The organism is Vibrio sp. vnigr-6D03, from assembly GCF_002835515.1.
Lineage (GTDB): Bacteria > Pseudomonadota > Gammaproteobacteria > Enterobacterales > Vibrionaceae > Vibrio > Vibrio penaeicida.
This window is the reverse complement of the sequence record NZ_PIZL01000020.1, coordinates 1-17,520: the sequence shown is the minus strand read 5'-3', so window position 1 is coordinate 17,520 and position 17,520 is coordinate 1. Positions and strand designations below refer to the sequence as shown.

Genomic DNA, 17,520 nt, shown 5'->3' with positions numbered 1-17,520 from the left:
TTAAAATACGCCAAGCGCCTCAAAACTCATCTACCTAAATGAATGTTCAATTACCTGTACAACAGGAAAACAATAACGGTTCACTCCATCTTTGAGTTTTTTCTCCAATACCCCTTCTTTGTTGAGCATCGTGAGCGCTTTTCCTACCGCATTCGCTTTGGAATAATCAAATTTCATAAACTCACAAATCTCTTTGGTGGTCATCCATTGCCTTGCTTTGTCTCCACAAGAATCTATATGCTCATTAAGTACTTTGTGCCACGCACCCTTATCTACGTACTTGTCAGATTCACGGGCAATGAGGGTAAGTTCATTGTTACTCAAGAACCACGAGTACTTCTTAACCAGAAGCAAGTACTTAATCTCAAGCCAAAACTGTAAAAGTTTATCTGGTTCAACCAACTTCACTTCACCCGTTGATTCAAATTGCCAACCCAGAGTCTTGTTCAAAGTATCCATATCCACCGTATCTTTCAGCTCAATAACCGCATACCGACTATTACCCGTCTCATCTTTCAAAAAGTCGGTGCCATTGACTGTTGCAATTAAGCTCGTTTGCCGCTGCTTTTTAATGTCTGTTCTACCATAGGGTGGGCGAACTGTATCAACTTGTCGGCTAATAAACGCTTTCAATGCCCCTTGGCAGTTCTTCGTAGAACGTTCTAGCTCTCCGAGCTCAACAATCCAAGACCTGATAACCGATAATACGCTGTCTTTGTTGTCTGGGTTAAGCTCTGCACCTTCTAAAAACGCGCCTTCAGAAACACTCGCAATTCGCTCTACAAATGCTGTTTTTTTGAATGATTGCGCGCCTTGTAAAACAGGCACTAGTTTAGATTTGAAATTGGGTATATATAGCGATGCTACACACCCAACTAGCCAGCGAGTAAGAACTTGATTTGAAAGTTCTTGATTTTGGGCTTTAACGCAGTTCAAAACAGTGTCTAATCTTCTTACACCATCCCACTCCCCTTCTAACCATTCACGAACAGGGTGATACTCGGCTTGCTGAGCAACCGCCGTAAAATGGTCATCAATCATCGATTTAGGTGCGCTGTGAATAGAGGCTTCCGATATAAGGCGGCTACGCACAACCTCTGGCGCACCGATACAAGAGCCAGCCTCAAAAATATCTGGCTCTAAGGTCATTTTATTTAATTTGGCTTCCAACCCTGAAAACTCAATAAGCGCTTTCAGGTTATCGGCAGTATTTAAGACCGTCGTACTGCCTTTATCAGAATATCTAACATGAGGAAATATGGGGGCTAGGTTAGGGTTACTCATGGCATCATCCTCCAAAAGGAAGGTGAGCCAGCTTGGTATGGCTCTCTAACCACAAATCCAAGTCTTCTTTTAAGTATCTAACCGCACGACCAATCTTGATAAACGGGGGAGCAATGGTTCGATTCTTCCGTTGCCCTTCCATTCGAGCTTGCCTAAGAAAAGAGCGGCTCATACCAATGTATTCCGCTGTTTCTTGTTCGGTGAAAGCGCGCTTTGTATTTGAAGGCATATTGTTGTCCTCTTGTGTTTAAGATGGTGCAACAATAGCGAGCTCAAACGCCACGTGACGGTAGCGGTGACGTCTAGGGTGACGTTTTTTTCATGTCTCTTTTTACAGAGTAAAAGAGTTTCTTTCTAAAATAGTCGTACGTGACTTGCCGCTCCTTCTCTGAGCCGAAATAAAACAGGGTGTCATTAGTCATCTCCGACACAATACCCTCTTTGTCGAATTGCCGACCACTATCAATTTGGCTATCACGCTTTATTAGGTTCCAAACCTCATTTACTTTGGCTTGAGGGTATACTGACAGTACATCAAAAATAATTTGTTTGATTGGATGTGTCTGAATGTTCGGTTTCAAGCCTGTTTTTTCGGGGCTAGAAGCGGTTTCATTAACCGTACTTGGGTCTTCAATTAAAACACTACTTAAACCGTTATTCTTTCGGTTAGATAAACCGAAATACTGGTTAAGCTTTTCTTTATCAAGCCTTATATTCTCTGGCTTCAAAGTGATGTAACCAGACTGAAGTAGCTTCGAGCTTTCCCCTAAAGACTGAAGCATTATATTCATACCGTTTAAAGCCCCTAAAAAGGCATCACCTTGAGAATCCGCTTTAAACTCTTCTGGTTTGAATTGCTCATGAAAACGTTCTTTAAAGCTTTCTGCACTTGGCATCATTGCCGTTATCTCACCAACTACTGTGGTTAACTCTTCTTCGGAAGGGAGTGTGCTTTTAACCGAATTAAACTCCCCTTTTAGAGCCTCCGGAAACCGCTTATTTGCGGTTGATAAATTTCTTACAGCCAGAATATTATTGGCTGGAAAGCGCTTTAACCGAACTTCACCATCGAGTAACTTCCGAGATGCAGAATTTGATAACTCAACTAGTGCTTTAACATCAAAAATAGCCAATAGGTCATTGTTATGGTTTACACCACCAACACCATTAGCGGTTACAAATACGTTAAGTTCAAAATCACCAAATTCAACAGCATCTAAAATCTGCCCTTTCGTTAAATCGAATAGTTTTTCTACTTCATCGATCCGAATGTACTGACGTGTATCTTTCATATCTGAGACCTAAAGACTTCTTATTATCCAATCATATTAACAGCAGCGGCTTTATGCTCTGGTGCCAAATGAGCGTAACGCAAGGTCATTTTCATATCGGCATGCCCTAATAGTTCTCGCACGGTGTTCAGATCGACGCCAGCCATTACAAGCTTACTGGCAAAATGATGGCGTAAGTCGTGGAACCTAAAATTATCAATATTGGCATCCTTTAGAAGCTTCATCCACGGCTTTTTAATGTCTGTTATCGCGTCCCCTTTATCGGTAACAAATACGGCCTGCGTTTGAGCTACCTGTTTTTTCCATAGAGATAGAGCGTTGAATAAAGTGTCATTCATTGGAATTGTTCTACCTTTCTTTGATTTGGCATTTGAAGCCCTAACCATAATGTAGCGCTGTTCAAAATAGACATCATTCCAAACAAGTGAAAGCAGTTCTCCTTTTCTCATACCAGTATGTAACGCAGAAATTATCAGTGGTTCAAGGTAGTCAACAAATGCTACGTCATCAAAAGTCGGGTAAAGCGGGTAATTCCTCGCTCGACGAAAATCATTAGCAGATGCTCTCTCATTTCTAACTCTTTGGTCTCGTTCTCTGACCTCATTAAGCAAAGAAGACTCTTCTTGTACTGTCAGGTACCTTATTCTTGTGTTGTCCTCTTTGGGAACCTTAACGCTTGAAAGATCATGTTCATCAAGAAGCCCCCACTCTACCGCTCGATTAAATGCCGCTTTTAGTCTTCCTAGAGAATAAGTAATCGTGGCGTTAGCTTTACCTGATTTTTTCCTCTCTGAAACCCACTTTTGGATATCCCAAGCTTTGATATCACAAATATTTTTATCCAATAGATGTGAGAAGCTTGATTTCAAGTTTCTGTGGGCTTTACTTGCCGTTTTTACATTTAAACTTTCTAGATAAGGCAGATAAGTATTATCGAGATAAAGTCTTAGCTTAAGGTTATCGCGCTTACCTTGATTACGGTTTTCTTGTCTTACGATTTGGATATCTTGCCCACTAGCGACCAACCCTGACGCTTCTTTTGCCAAGTCTCTTGCTTGAGCGGGTGTCAGTGATTCTGAAGAACCAATTAAATAGTTGCGTTGCTTGCCGTTCAAACGGTAGAAGAGGTAGTACTTGATAGCACCCTTACTAGAAATCCTGACATGAAAACCAGCAAGCTCAGTATCATTGATACGCTCATCTTCTATTCTCATGTTTTTGATGGTACTGATTGTAATTTTCTTTTTTAAAGCCATATCAATCTGCTCTTATCATGTTCCTGTGTAGCACCCATGTAGCAAAATTATTATAAATTCAAGTACAGCAATCAACAAGAACGAACAACAAAAATAAAATAAACCATTGATAATGATTAACTTTAAAGGTCTTCAATGTTCATTGTCGTTTATTGAAAAACATATAAAAATCCGACTCATAAGGGGCAGGTCACAGGTTCGAATCCTGTCGGGAGCGCCATACAAAACAAAGCCTTAGCTTATTTTTAAGCTAAGGCTTTTTTGTTTAACGTCCACATAGTGACCACAGATTCAGCGTAAGAAACTCACTTAGTGTAGAAGATTTACGATACAACGATTAGAGGCGTGAGAAAGCAAGTCAATGATTTCAGTTCGACATGGTGTATTTTTGAAATTTGAGAATGGAGTCGCTTACTTGATGGGACCAGCAGTTATAACTGGCTTAGTGGGAAAGGCGGCCAATTCATTTTGCCGCCTTTTATCTGACCTACTCTACTTTCAATGAACCTTTCATAATTGCCCAGTGTCCTGGGAATGAACAAAAGAACGTTAAATCTTTGCCTTTTAGTTCGGCTGTAGAGAAAGTAACGGAAGTGCTTTCACCGCCACCAATGACTTTTGTTGCAGCCAGTACGCGCTTGTCACCAGGAGGAACGTAATTATTGTCCAGTCCTGCTTTTGCGGAATCCAACGCTAAAGGTTGGAAGTTTGCCGTTTCCGTCAATACCCAATTGTGCCCCATGACTGCCGAAGCCAAACTGCCTACATGTTTTAAGTCAACGGTAAAGGATTCACAGCTGGCAGGGACACTAATTGCTTTGGTATTGAATTGCATGGCATCAGTTGCTTCGACGGTTACTTGACAAGGGTTTGCCAGCGCACTGAATGAAAACAGTCCGAGGAAAGCGATGAGAAACTTCTTCATTTTGGGGGCTCCTTAACTTTTCTAATCTATGTTTTATTTATTGATAACAACACTCATTATCAAGCTTCATTTAAGCATAGTGAAATATAAGGTAATAGAGGTTTAGATCATTAAACATACAACTATATATGGATATTTTCCGTACAAAGGTCTGAAAAACACTCATAAAATAAAATACCGATTGCATATCCGCCCCAATTATTAAACTCGTTATCGATGGGATCTTGATTCATATGTAGAGAAGTTTGACAGGATTGATTAAAAATTTCTGATTTGCTTCGTTCATAAGATCCTTGAATCACTTCTAATGTAAAAATGTGACTGGGGTGCCGTGTGAGTTGCGACGCTCTTCAAACTAGTGACAAATTCTTCTATTCTTTTCGCCAAGTAACAAACATATCAATTTCGCCCTTTATGAAGAAAAGCAGCCTAACAACGAGTACCGGACACAGGTTTATTTCTAAAAGCAAAACTGCATTTAAAATACACATCCACACCCCAGATGACACTGTAATGCATCGCTCTGTGGGGTTTGTGCGCATTGGTGAAAAGAAAGGTTTGAAAAAAGCCATCAAACTACGCAATGAACTTGGTAGAGAAATGTGGGGGAAGTTTTGGCGTCGCTTGTTAAAAGACCCGTACTTAATGACACGCTTACCCCACAGTGTGGAGCCTGTCATTGTTTATAAGCCGAACCCAACGAAATCCGACCCTGAACATCGGGATGCGTGTTATTTGGCAAAATGGCGAGAATTCAATGAAAGCGGCGAGTACAAATACAAAACCAAAGTTTGCTCTATTAACAAGCACGGTAAACTTGCTGCTTATACGCAAACTAAAAAAGCGTTACTTGAAGCACACAAAAACAATATCGAGATTCTGACCTATATGGGTCGTCTTAACAGTATTGATTTGAAATAGTTATACCCAAGTCGCCTCTATATCCTAAGTGCAGCGAGAGTTGCATTTGAAATAAAAAAAGACCGCATAATAGCGGTCTTTTTCGTTGAAGTACTTCAATTACGCGTTTGCTTCACGTTCTGCAATAAATGCTAATGCCATTTTGATACGTGCAACAACACGATCTTTACCGATCAGTTCCATAACAGCATCAACCGATGGTGATTGGCCACCACCAGTTACCGCAACTCGAAGTGGCATACCGATTTTACCCATACCAATTTCTAGCTCTTCACAAACCGCTGAGATAACACTTTCTTTGATGTTAGCTGTTGTCCATTCATCCAATGCTTCTACTTTTGCAAGCGCTAGCTCCAATGGACCTTTTGCAACACCACGTAAATGCTTCTTCGCAGCGCCTGCTTCGAACTCAGAGAAATCTTCGTAGAAGTAACGGATTTGCTCTGCAAGTTCTACCAACGTATTGCAGCGCTCACCAACCAAAGTGATAACACTTGTAATTGCCGGACCATTTTCAGTGCTTAGGTTTTGATTCTCTAGGTGCCACTGAAGGTGCTCTGCTACGTATGCAGGATCAGACGTTTTAATGTAATGGTTATTCAACCAATGCAGTTTTTCAGTGTTAAATGCTGAAGCCGATTTAGAAATCGCGTCAAGGCTAAACAGCTTAATCATTTCTTCTTGTGAGAAAATTTCCTGATCGCCATGAGACCAACCGAGGCGAACAAGGTAGTTGTTCAATGCATTTGGAAGGTAACCTTCGTCGCGGTATTGCATTACAGAAACTGCACCATGACGTTTTGACAGTTTTGCGCCATCGTCACCCAGAATCATTGCGCAATGAGCAAACGTAGGAACTGGTGCACCCAACGCTTCATAAATGTTGATTTGACGAGGAGTATTGTTGATGTGGTCTTCACCACGAACAACATGTGTAATGCCCATATCCCAATCATCAACAACAACAACAAAGTTATATGTTGGAGAGCCATCGGTACGGCGAATGATAAGATCATCCATTTGATCATTGCTGATTTCGATACGACCACGGATTTGGTCATCAAAAACAACACTTCCTTCTTTTGGATTACGGAAGCGTACTACACATGGTTCACCGTCTTTCGCAGCTTCATTTGCAGCTTTAATCTTTGGGTGATTTGCATCGTAACGAGGCATCTCTTTATTCTCTTCTTGTTCTTCACGAATCTCGTCAAGAAGCTCTTTCGATGCATAGCACTTGTAAGCTTTATCTTCAGCGAGCAATTTATCTACTTGCTCGTTGTAACGATCAAAACGCTTAGACTGGAAGTAAGGACCTTCATTCCACTCTAAACCAAGCCATTTCATACCTTCTAGAATCGCATCAACGGCTTCCTGAGAGTTACGCTCCAAATCGGTATCTTCGATACGCAGAACGAATTCGCCGCCCTGATTCTTTGCAAATAACCAAGAGTAAAGTGCAGTACGCGCACCACCGACATGCAGATAGCCTGTTGGGCTAGGAGCAAAACGAGTTTTAACCGTCATGGGATTTCCTTTGGGTGTTTAAAAGCGGCACCCAATAGGGTACCGCGTAAATAAGGATAAAAATTGGCGACATTTTAACACCCAATTGCAATTGTACAATGGGGAAAAATGAAGATGAATGGCGAGTTAAGACGTGCTTTGGAGTGCCATTTGAGTTTCTTGGTGCATCTCACGGAGTAGAAGGTACAAAGGCAACCCAAGAGATACCCCCACAAGGCACGTACCCAAAATGGGTTTCCAAGGTTGAGTAAAGCCAATTTTTTTACTGTCGTACAATATAAATCCAATAAGAACAGCCGCAGAAATCAATACGTCCAACCACGCAAATAACCCTATTTTATTGCTGTTGATGTGCTCGATGATGAGAGAAATTGAAAAACCAAACTCTCCAAGCCAAGAGAGCAAGGCTGAGTAAGGAACCACAGTTCCTACAATGCACGCTACCAAATAAAAACCTTTCATACTGCCTCCTGATATCCATACGGGAGAAATCCATTCCCAGAAAATATGTAACGCTTGTTGACCTTCCCCTTGATGGAAGGTTTATGCTCAGAACTCATCAAAAATCTGACGAGAAGCGCTATGACCGACTACTCCATCTCACTACACGGGCTGAACTGCATGGGGTGTGCAAAGAAGGTAAAAAAAGCTTTGCTCAAAATCCCAGACACATCCGTGATATCAATTGATAAAGACCAAGTCAATCTTGTTAGCTCAGCTCCGTTAAGTACGCTCTTTCTTTCAATTGAAAGTTTAGACTATCAAGCAGGAGCTCAAACTGAGGTTACGCTATCCGGTTTAAATTGTGGGAAATGTGTTAAGAAATTAGAGCAAGAATTTGCACAACATTCTCACATTGCGCGCTTTGAAGTAACAAAAACGAAAGCCACCGTCGTTGGTCTATTAAGTGAACACGACATCGTAGAGGTTGTTGAAAACACAGGCTACTCCGCCTCTCCATTGAAGAGCCATGATACGGTTGATGTTGATAGTGAATCAGATAGCGACGCTTTCGAAGAAGAGAGTCAAAAAGAGGATATCTCACAAAACCTTTCATCCCCATCCAAACCGCACACAAAATCAGAAGCTCTTAGCACCATTCAACTAACGCTGACCGGATTGACCTGCGCGAGCTGTGTCTCTTCTGTCGAAAAAGCGCTAATGAACGTCGATGCAGCTCAAAAGGTACAAGTAAACCTCGCAGAACAATCTGCGTTGGTTTTTGTTCATGACAATTCGAGCGACACCAGTGAAAAGCTGATCCATTCCGTTAAAAATGCCGGTTACGGTGCTGAAATAGTAACCAACGAACAAGATCGACGAGAACAACAAGCCTTGTTATCAGCTCAAGTTATGACGCACCACAAAAAGGCGTCTCTGCTTTCACTCTCTATCGGTGCACCGCTAATGTTATGGGGTGTTTTGGGCGGCAACATGATGATTCGCCATACGCAAGATCAATGGGTATGGGGTGTTATAGGGTTATTGTGTTTATGGCTCCTCGCCGTTCCGGGCAAGCATTTCTTCGTTAATGCATGGAAATCGCTGCAACACAAACGCGCGACCATGGATACTTTGGTCGCGCTAGGTACGGGGGCTGCTTGGCTATTTTCTATGATCGTCGTTCTTTTTCCTGAGTGGCTTCCCCCGGCTTCGCGACATGTGTACTTCGAAGCCAGTGCCATGATCATTGGTTTAATTTCGTTAGGTCACTTTATAGAAGCCAAAGCAAAGGCAAAAACCACCCGCTCACTCGAAGCGTTGATAAACTTGCAACCCGAGACCGCGATCGTCATTCATGCTGATGGTTCAGAAAAAGAGCTGCCGCTTCAGGCTGTCATAAAAGGCATGAAGCTGCGCATCCAACCGGGCGCAAAAATTCCCGTCGACGGAGTCATTGTCCAAGGTGAAAGCTACATTGATGAATCGATGTTAACAGGTGAACCGATTCCTAAAGCAAAGAAAGTGCAAGACACGATATCCGCAGGCACACTCAACCAAGATGGATCCTTGGTCATTGAAGCGACGACCATCGGAGAAAACACTATGCTTGCTCGTATTGTCTCTCTCGTTCGTCAAGCGCAAAGCAGTAAACCACAAATAGCCAAACTTGCTGACTCCATTTCAGCCGTTTTTGTTCCTATCGTCGTATCCATCGCTATAGGAGCGTCATTGATTTGGTTTGCAGTTGGTCCTGATCCTAAAGCCAGCTACATGCTCATTGTGGCGACTACGGTTCTTATTATTGCCTGCCCTTGCGCCCTAGGGCTCGCCACCCCTCTTTCCGTTACGGTTGGAATAGGTAAAGCTGCTGAAATGGGCGTCCTTATCAAAGATGCCGATGTGCTTCAGCAAGCCAGCAAAGTGGATATGGTGGTGTTTGATAAAACGGGCACACTGACTGAAGGTCGACCTAGTGTCGTCAGTGCTCACTACTTGGATAACTGGACACCAGAAAGCTTACTTCCTTTGATATTTACTGTGGAAAATGCTTCAGAACATCCGCTAGCTAAAGCCCTTTGTCAATTCGCAGAAAAGCATCAAAACAGCGAACTTTCTGCCGATCATTTTCAAAATCATCGTGGACTCGGTTTGTCTGCGATCGTGAATAATCAGCAAATTGACATTGGTAACCGAAAATTCATTGAAGCTAAAGCAGACTTTCCAAACGTTACTAACCAAATTGAAGGTGAGTTTACCGAAGTATTTGTTCTGGTCGATAACCAACCAGCGGCCAAAATATTCATTGCAGATGCCATTAAACCTGACGCTAAAAACGCGGTATCCCTACTTCACGAGATGGGAATAAAAGTTGCCATGCTCTCTGGCGATAACACAACCGTAGCCGAATCTGTCGCCAAAGAAATGAAAATAGACCATGTCATTGCTGATGTATTACCCGATCAAAAAGCTTCTCACATTCAATCTTTGCAAGCGCAAGGTTTCTCCGTTGCGATGGTGGGTGACGGTATAAATGATGCCCCAGCCCTTGCCTTAGCTAATGTCAGTATGGCTATGGGGGGTGGCTCTGATTTAGCCATAGAAAGTGCACAAATGACACTATTGAATGCGTCACCTCTTACGGTTTCGAGAGCCATCAAACTTTCGAAAGCGACCGTGAAGAATATGAAACAAAACCTATTTGGCGCCTTTATTTACAACACATTAGGCATTCCTATTGCCGCTGGTGCTCTTTACCCCGCATTTGGATTTTTACTCAGCCCAGTTGTTGCTGGTGCTGCTATGGCACTCTCATCGATCACCGTTGTGAGTAACGCCAACCGCTTGCGATTGTTCGACACAAAATAAACCATAATATGAGGTGAATTATGAAAATCTCCCGCTTAATACTTACACTCGGAATGCTTACATCTGCTTCAGCAATAGCGGCTCAGGTCGTCACCCATAAATCTCCATATTGCGGGTGCTGCTCAGAATGGGTGAAACACATGGAAGAATCCGGTTTTGATGTGGAAGTAAAAGATCACAAAAACCTTAACCCGGTAAAACAAAAGCTTGGTGTATCTCCAGAATTAGCCTCATGCCATACCTCAGAAATTCAAGGCTTTGTGTTTGAAGGGCATATCCCTGCAAGTGACATAAAAGCTTTTCTAGAAAACCCGCCCAAACAAGCGATGGGACTCGCCGTTCCGGGAATGCCATTGGGGTCGCCAGGAATGGAATATGGCGATAAAAAAGATCAATACGATGTGTATGCATTCAACAAAAAAGGGCATACCTTTGTGTTTTCTAAGCACAACCAAGCCGAATAATCTTGTATAAGTAGGGTTTGTTGCTCGTAATTGAATGAAATAAAAACAAAAAGCCGAAGCAATTGCTTCGGCTTTCGTTATCAATATAGTTGTTCGTTATGGCGTATAGTAAGTCGCTGCACCAGGACCAACTGGCAAACCAAATACAAATACCCAGATGTAGAACAAGAAGCTCCAACCCACTAAGAAGCAGATCGAGTACGGCAGCATAGTTGCGATAAGCGTACCAATACCTAAGTTCTTCATGTAGCGAGTCGCAACAGCCAAAATCAGACCAAAGTAACTCATCATCGGAGTAATGATGTTCGTTGTTGAATCACCAATCCGGTAAGCTGCCTGAATGGTTTCAGGCGCGTAGCCGACCAGCATAAGCATTGGAACGAAGATAGGCGCGGTTACCGCCCACTGAGCGGAAGCAGAACCGATCATCAAGTTGATGAAGCCACACATTAGAATAAATGCGAAGAACAACATAGGACCTGTTAATCCAACGCTCTGCAAGAAGTCTGCACCTGCAACCGCAAATACCTGACCAAAGTTAGTCCACTTAAAGAAAGCAACAAACTGAGCAGCAAAGAACACGAGTACGATGTACATGCCCATTGATGACATAGATTTCGCCATCGCATCGATAACATCGCGATCCGTTTTCATTGTGCCTACAACTTTACCGTAGACAAAACCTGGAATAGCGAAGAAAACGAAGATAAACGCAACGATGCTTTTGAGGAAAGGTGAACCCGCTACTTCACCCGTTACTGGGTTACGTAAAACGCCATTTTCAGGCACGATAGTCCATGCCAGTAAAGCACTCACACCAAGAACAGCAAGGCCAGCCAGCTTCAGGCCTTTTTTCTCTTGCGCACTCAGTTTACCCATTTCATCGTTAGACAGATCTTCAGACGCTTCTTCTGAATTGTATTTACCTAGCTTCGGCTCAACAATTTTCTCGGTAACAAATGCACCAGTAATAGAGATAAAGAAGGTAGAAACAAACATGAAATACCAGTTTGATTCAGGGCCAACAGAATACGTTGGATCAATCATTTGCGCCGCAGTTTCAGTAATACCTGAAAGTAACGGATCAACAGTACCGATAAGTAGGTTTGCTGAGTAACCACCCGATACACCAGCGAATGCTGCTGCCAAGCCTGCCAAAGGGTGACGACCTAAAGAATGGAATAACATTGCCGCTAGTGGGATAAGTACCACATAGCCAAGCTCTGAAGCGGTATTGGAAATGATACCTGCGAAGACAACCGTGAAGGTTACCATACGCTTAGAGGCCCCCATAACCATGCCACGCATTGCCGCAGAAAGTAGACCAGAATGTTCAGCAATCGCAACACCCAGCATAGCAACCAATACGGTTCCTAACGGTGCAAAACCAACAAAGTTTTTAACGAGATTAGTCACAATAAGCTGTAAGCCTTCTGCATTTAGCAGGCTTACAACTTGAATCATTCCGTCCGCAGCACGACCCTTTGCCCCTTCTGGGCGCGGATCCATTACGGAGACTTCAAAGTACCCCGCAATACCGGACATAACCAGAATAGCGACACAGAATATAGCGAATAAAGTAATCGGGTGGGGCAATAGGTTCCCCAAATATTCCACACCATCAAGAAAACGTGTAAACAGTGACTTTTTAGGTGGATATTGTGTATTTGAAGCAGATGAACTCATCTGTTCCCTCCTTGTAGTAATTCCTAACTTTTTTGACATAGCCATCAAAAAAGCAGGCGGAGATTACGTCACATGGAGAGCAAATTAAAGTCATAAGTGTTACAAAAGATGAACTATTAACAAATTTAAAACCAAAATCACGATTTTATTTAAACTAATCATCCAAAAAAATTATACTTTACGACATATCAAATACACAACTAAGAAACTTATTGCATTTCTATTTACGCTTTTTCACTTTTCCCTGAACCGCTTTAAAGCGAGGGTTTGTTTTGCAAATCACGTAAACACGACCACGGCGTTTCACTATCTGGCAATCTGGGTGACGTTGTTTCGCACTTTTTAAAGAACTCAGAACTTTCATTACTCACTTACCTCTTCTTTTGCTACAGATTTCATCCCGCCAAAACGACGGTTAAAGTTAGCCACTCGACCTTCTTTATTAACAACGCGCTGTTTACCCGTATAGAAAGGGTGTGATTCAGACGAAACGTCTAGCGTGTAGTATGGGTAAGTATTGCCATCTTCCCATTCAATGGTGCGATCCGTTTGTAGGGTTGAACCAATCAAAAAGTACTTATCTACACTTGTATCGTGAAATACAACTGTTCTGTAATCAGGATGAATATTCGGTTTCATTTGTTAAACTCCAAAAAATCTTAACCGCTATGTTATAACAAAACATATTGATAACGATTCTCAATTGAGAATGCAAGTTTTTTTTGTGTTATGTTCCATTTAGTTCCTGAATTACTACCCCCTATTTCCGACCATGAATCACACTATTTCTCCTATTGGTTTTGTTGAATCCCCATACAAAGAAAAGTTCGCAGTCCCTCGCCAGCCAAGGTTAGCGCCACACTCGACAGCTCGAATTCGTTTATGTGGAAAAGCAAATTCACCTGAAGCAATCAGAGGAATTGAGCAATTTAGCCACATATGGCTACTTTTTCTGTTTGACCAAAATTTGTCCGGTGGCTGGAAGCCAACTGTTCGTCCTCCGCGATTAGGTGGCAACGAAAGAATCGGCGTATTCGCGTCACGTTCAACATTTCGACCAAATGGAATGGGTATGTCTGCAGTAGAACTAAAAGGCATAACTAAAGAGGGAGATCAGGTCTTTTTGGAGCTGGGAAGTGTCGATTTAGTGGATGGCACCCCGATTATGGACATCAAACCGTATATTCCCTACTCCGACTCGATTCCAAATGCCACTGGCGGTTACGCAGACCAAGAACCAGAAACGTTGGAAGTCAGTTTTCTCGCTGCGGCATGTGAGGTAATAGACACTCATCCAAATCGTACGCAAATTTACCAAGTACTCACCGAGGTTCTAGGGCAAGATCCGCGACCTGCATACAAGAAAAAGAAGCAAGATGACAAAGAATATGCGGTAAATTTGTTCGATTTAAACGTGAAATTTACGGTCGACAACAACTTAGTGGTCGTCAGGGCAATTGAACACTTTTGACAATGACAATTGGCTGATATCATAAGCGGCTTAACTGGGGTTATCGCCCCTACATCCTTGAATGGGAAACCTTTACTCCAGCCTACTCCGGCTTGAGTATCTAACTTTGATAAACGGATAAATTTAATGCGTACCAGTAACTATCTTCTTTCTACTCTGAAGGAGACTCCAAACGACGCAGAAGTAGTGAGCCACCAGCTCATGCTACGTGCAGGTATGATCCGTAAGCTGGCTTCAGGTTTATACACCTGGCTGCCTACTGGTCTACGTGTATTGCGTAAAGTCGAAAACATCGTTCGTCAAGAAATCAACAATGCAGGTGCAGTTGAAACTTTGATGCCCGTTGTCCAGCCGTTTGAACTATGGGAAGAAACAGGCCGCAGCGAAAAGATGGGCGCTGAACTTCTTCGCCTTACTGATCGCCATGAACGTCCGTTTGTACTTAGCCCTACTGCTGAAGAAGTCATTACAAGCCTAGTGCGTAACGAAGTGAATTCTTACAAGCAACTTCCGCTAAATCTGTACCAAATTCAAACTAAGTTCCGTGATGAAAGACGCCCTCGCTTCGGTGTTATGCGTTCACGTGAATTCTCTATGATGGACGCGTACAGCTTCGATATCGATAAAGACGGCTTACAGAAGTCTTACGAAGCCATGCACGACGCCTATTGTAAAGCGTTCGATCGCATGGGCCTTAACTATCGCCCAGTTCTTGCTGACACGGGTGCTATTGGTGGTAACGGTTCTCATGAATTCCACGTTTTGGCAGAAAGCGGTGAAGACCTCATCGCCTTCTCTTCAGAGTCGGATTACGCGGCAAACATTGAAAAAGCAGAGGCACTTGCCCCAGCAACAGAACGTGCAGCGCCAACTCAAGAAATGGCAATGGTGGATACACCAAACGCAAAAACCATTGCAGAACTGGTTGAACAATTTGATCTAGCCATTGAAAAGACGGTTAAGACGCTATTTGTAAAAGCATCTGACGAAGTTGAAGCAGACATCATTGCGCTTATTGTTCGCGGTGACCACGAGCTTAACGAGATTAAAGCGGAAAACCTAGCGCAAGTCGCTTCCCCTTTAGAGATGGCAACAGAAGAACAAATCCGCGCATTGATTGGAGCGGGTCCTGGTTCTTTAGGTCCAGTTGGTCTTGAATTGCCGTTCATCGTCGATCGTACCGTTGCTGCAATGAGCGATTTTGGTGCGGGTGCAAACATTGATGACAAACACTACTTCGGTATTAACTGGGGTCGTGATGTCGAGCTTGGACAAGTCGAAGACCTACGTAACGTTGTCGAAGGCGATCCTAGCCCGTGCGGTCAAGGTACAATTCAGCTGAAGCGCGGTATCGAAGTCGGTCATATTTTCCAGTTAGGTAAAAACTACTCAGAAAAGATGAACTGTGGCGTGCTTGGTCCTGATGGTAAAAATACCATTCTAGAAATGGGTTGTTATGGCATTGGTGTTACTCGTGTTGTTGCTTCTGCAATCGAACAAAACCACGATAAACACGGTATTATTTGGCCGGATGCTATCGCACCATTCCAAGTTGCCATTGTTCCTATGAACATGCACAAATCAGAGCGTGTTAAGGAAGCAGCAGAAAAGCTGTACGCTGAACTAACCGCAGCAGGCATTGAAGTCCTGTTTGACGATCGTAAAGAGCGCCCAGGTGTCATGTTCTCGGATATCGAACTTGTGGGTGTCCCTCACACTATCGTTATCGGTGATCGCAGTATGGACGAAGGCAACTTCGAATATAAAAACCGCCGCAAAGGCGAGAAAACGGCTGTTGCGATCGATAGCATCATTGAGCATGTTCAAGCGCAACTTGCCTAAAACGATTCACTGACTTTTTCGTCAGTTCGAAACCTTCTAAAAGAGCAACGTTGTTGCTCTTTTTTCTTTTCTTACTACCATTCATCTTTAATTCATATTGAGAAACGTATTCTGTGTTTGTTGTTTAAAACGGAGTCGAGTATGGATCTCAAAAGCCTATTAAACCAAGCGCTAAATTCTGATTTGATGAAACAAGGCAGTCAAACTCTTAGCCAAAGTGCACATAGTCTCGGAAACAGTGCGCAAAAGCTGGGGCAAGACAAAAGCCAGTTGGCAACATTAGGAGCAGGTGCAGTAGGAGGTGGTTTAATTGGGTTACTCATGGGGTCCAAAAAGTCCCGTAAAATGGGGAAGAAAGCACTAGGAGTCGGCAGTGCCGCAGCTCTAGGTGCTTTGGCTTTTAAAGTGTACAACGACTGGCAAAAAAGCCAGCCGGGGAATACTTCCCCTTCTCCCTCACCACAGTTGAGTGAAGATCAACACAGTATTTTAATTCTCAAAGCCATGATAGCAGCCGCAAAAGCGGATGGTCATGTTGATGAACAGGAACAATTAAAAATTCAGCAAGCCGTGACAGAGCTTGGGGCGGATGATTCAGTCAACCAATTGGTTCAATCGGAGTTAAACAAACCTCTCGATCCTTCAGACATCGCTCGTTCTGTCTCCAATAAAGAGCAAGCAGCCGAAGTCTATCTCGCGTCATTACTTGTCGTTGACGAGCAAAATTTCATGGAAAGAAGTTATTTAAAAGAACTTGCTACCCAGTTAGGGCTTACTGATGACTTAGTGTTGCAGCTAGAGGCTCAAGTTAATACATAACCGTTTCACTCAGATGGCTCTGTTCCCCCTTTTAGGAGCCATCTGAGACTTTACCCTGCTTTAAAATGCTCAAATAACAATCACTCCATTCCCCATATTGCGCTAAGACAAACTCATGTTTTGAGTTTGTTTTTTTGTATATTGAGGTCAATATCGTAACTCTGTATATTGACTCCAGTTTTCATTTTCTAGGTAATCTTTATGAAAGTATTCGATTGTTGCGAACTCATTCGTCAGATGTACGCTCAGATTGGCAGTGGTGATCAAGCTTACGTGCCAAACGCGATTGCGTGTTCAATTCGTACCTTTAACGATATAGCATCAGACACAGCCCTTCCTGACGAAGTGCGTGAGAAAGCCGCTTTTGCTGCAGCTAATTTATTGATTTCGGATTTTGAGGACAAATAATGAATTTAGCGAACTACGAATCAATGGACCCCGTCATGCTAATGAGTATTGTGAACATGAAGCTTCGCGATGATTTTGGCGGCGACCTCGACAAGCTTGTTGTGTTTTTTGACATTGATAAAAGGAAGCTGGAAGCAAGATTAGCAACCGCTGGTTTTGACTTTTTACCTGAAGCTGGGCAATTTCGTTAAGCTTACTTCGGCAATTCAAAATACCAGAAACAAGAAGTCTCGTACCTACTAGTAGCTAACTAAAACCTAGTACTTAAACTAAAACGCCGCTGATATCAGCGGCGTCAGACTGCTGACAAAGGTCT

General features: G+C 42.9%; 18 protein-coding genes. 8 read left to right on the top strand and 10 right to left on the bottom strand.

Features of this window, described 5'->3' with window-relative positions; genetic code table 11:
- Positions 1–30: 30 nt before the first annotated feature.
- From CW749_RS16900 to azu, 5 genes are all read right to left on the bottom strand, one after another.
- The gene (locus tag CW749_RS16900) at positions 31–1,284 is read right to left on the bottom strand and encodes a VapE domain-containing protein (protein WP_101113449.1); all 1,254 of its coding nucleotides are present in this window, start codon (positions 1,282–1,284) and stop codon (positions 31–33) included.
- A gap of 4 nt (positions 1,285–1,288) precedes the next feature.
- Positions 1,289–1,513 carry a helix-turn-helix domain-containing protein gene (locus tag CW749_RS16895; RefSeq protein WP_101113448.1) on the bottom strand — a complete coding sequence of 75 codons (225 nt, stop codon included), beginning with the start codon at positions 1,511–1,513 and terminating at the stop codon, positions 1,289–1,291.
- A gap of 73 nt (positions 1,514–1,586) precedes the next feature.
- On the bottom strand, positions 1,587–2,576 hold the full coding sequence (locus CW749_RS16890) for a hypothetical protein (protein ID WP_101113447.1): 990 nt from the start codon (positions 2,574–2,576) through the stop codon (positions 1,587–1,589).
- Between the two features lie 23 nt (positions 2,577–2,599).
- Entirely contained in the window at positions 2,600–3,832 is a 1,233-nt protein-coding gene (locus CW749_RS16885) for a tyrosine-type recombinase/integrase (protein ID WP_101113446.1), read from the bottom strand.
- A 487-nt stretch (positions 3,833–4,319) separates the two neighbouring features.
- Positions 4,320–4,757, bottom strand: coding sequence for an azurin (gene azu, locus CW749_RS16880; RefSeq protein ID WP_101113445.1), 438 nt, complete (start codon positions 4,755–4,757; stop codon positions 4,320–4,322).
- Between the two features lie 414 nt (positions 4,758–5,171).
- On the opposite strand from azu, the gene CW749_RS16875 reads away from it, so the two are divergent.
- On the top strand, positions 5,172–5,678 hold the full coding sequence (locus tag CW749_RS16875; protein WP_101113444.1) for a Fe3+-citrate ABC transporter substrate-binding protein: 507 nt from the start codon (positions 5,172–5,174) through the stop codon (positions 5,676–5,678).
- Between the two features lie 99 nt (positions 5,679–5,777).
- On the opposite strand, the gene gltX is transcribed toward CW749_RS16875, so the two are convergent.
- Together gltX and CW749_RS16865 are read right to left on the bottom strand one after the other, a co-directional pair.
- Entirely contained in the window at positions 5,778–7,205 is a 1,428-nt protein-coding gene (gltX, locus tag CW749_RS16870) for a glutamate--tRNA ligase (protein WP_101113443.1), read from the bottom strand.
- A gap of 126 nt (positions 7,206–7,331) precedes the next feature.
- A complete protein-coding gene (locus CW749_RS16865) occupies positions 7,332–7,667 on the bottom strand; it encodes a DUF2834 domain-containing protein (protein ID WP_101113442.1) in 336 nt (111 codons plus the stop codon).
- Positions 7,668–7,787: 120 nt separating this feature from the next.
- Between CW749_RS16865 and CW749_RS16860 the strand changes: the two genes are divergently transcribed.
- Together CW749_RS16860 and CW749_RS16855 are read left to right on the top strand one after the other, a co-directional pair.
- Positions 7,788–10,514, top strand: a complete 2,727-nt coding sequence (locus tag CW749_RS16860; protein ID WP_101113441.1) for a copper-translocating P-type ATPase — start codon at positions 7,788–7,790, stop codon at positions 10,512–10,514.
- 20 nt (positions 10,515–10,534) lie between these two features.
- Positions 10,535–10,978 carry a DUF411 domain-containing protein gene (locus CW749_RS16855; protein ID WP_101113440.1) on the top strand — a complete coding sequence of 148 codons (444 nt, stop codon included), beginning with the start codon at positions 10,535–10,537 and terminating at the stop codon, positions 10,976–10,978.
- A 96-nt stretch (positions 10,979–11,074) separates the two neighbouring features.
- Here the strand turns inward: CW749_RS16855 and CW749_RS16850 are convergent, their stop codons facing one another.
- The 3 genes from CW749_RS16850 to CW749_RS16840 form a co-directional block, all read right to left on the bottom strand.
- Positions 11,075–12,664 (bottom strand): AbgT family transporter, encoded by a 1,590-nt coding sequence (locus CW749_RS16850; RefSeq protein ID WP_101113439.1) that lies wholly within the window; start codon positions 12,662–12,664, stop codon positions 11,075–11,077.
- A 220-nt stretch (positions 12,665–12,884) separates the two neighbouring features.
- A complete protein-coding gene (gene ykgO / locus CW749_RS16845) occupies positions 12,885–13,028 on the bottom strand; it encodes a type B 50S ribosomal protein L36 (protein WP_004401614.1) in 144 nt (47 codons plus the stop codon).
- The gene (locus CW749_RS16840) at positions 13,028–13,303 is read right to left on the bottom strand and encodes a type B 50S ribosomal protein L31 (protein ID WP_101113438.1); all 276 of its coding nucleotides are present in this window, start codon (positions 13,301–13,303) and stop codon (positions 13,028–13,030) included. Before CW749_RS16840 ends, ykgO begins: the two co-directional genes overlap by 1 nt.
- A 133-nt stretch (positions 13,304–13,436) precedes the next feature.
- Between CW749_RS16840 and tsaA the strand changes: the two genes are divergently transcribed.
- The 5 genes from tsaA to CW749_RS16815 all read left to right on the top strand — a co-directional run bounded on the left by tsaA (position 13,437) and on the right by CW749_RS16815 (position 17,395).
- Positions 13,437–14,135, top strand: a complete 699-nt coding sequence (gene tsaA / locus CW749_RS16835; RefSeq protein ID WP_101113437.1) for a tRNA (N6-threonylcarbamoyladenosine(37)-N6)-methyltransferase TrmO — start codon at positions 13,437–13,439, stop codon at positions 14,133–14,135.
- Positions 14,136–14,261: 126 nt separating this feature from the next.
- On the top strand, positions 14,262–15,977 hold the full coding sequence (locus CW749_RS16830) for a proline--tRNA ligase (RefSeq protein WP_101113436.1): 1,716 nt from the start codon (positions 14,262–14,264) through the stop codon (positions 15,975–15,977).
- 141 nt (positions 15,978–16,118) lie between these two features.
- Positions 16,119–16,796 (top strand): tellurite resistance TerB family protein, encoded by a 678-nt coding sequence (locus CW749_RS16825; protein ID WP_101113435.1) that lies wholly within the window; start codon positions 16,119–16,121, stop codon positions 16,794–16,796.
- Positions 16,797–16,997: 201 nt separating this feature from the next.
- Entirely contained in the window at positions 16,998–17,204 is a 207-nt protein-coding gene (locus CW749_RS16820) for a YaeP family protein (protein WP_101113434.1), read from the top strand.
- Positions 17,204–17,395 carry a DUF4250 domain-containing protein gene (locus CW749_RS16815; protein WP_101113433.1) on the top strand — a complete coding sequence of 64 codons (192 nt, stop codon included), beginning with the start codon at positions 17,204–17,206 and terminating at the stop codon, positions 17,393–17,395. Before CW749_RS16820 ends, CW749_RS16815 begins: the two co-directional genes overlap by 1 nt.
- Positions 17,396–17,520 lie beyond the last annotated feature (125 nt).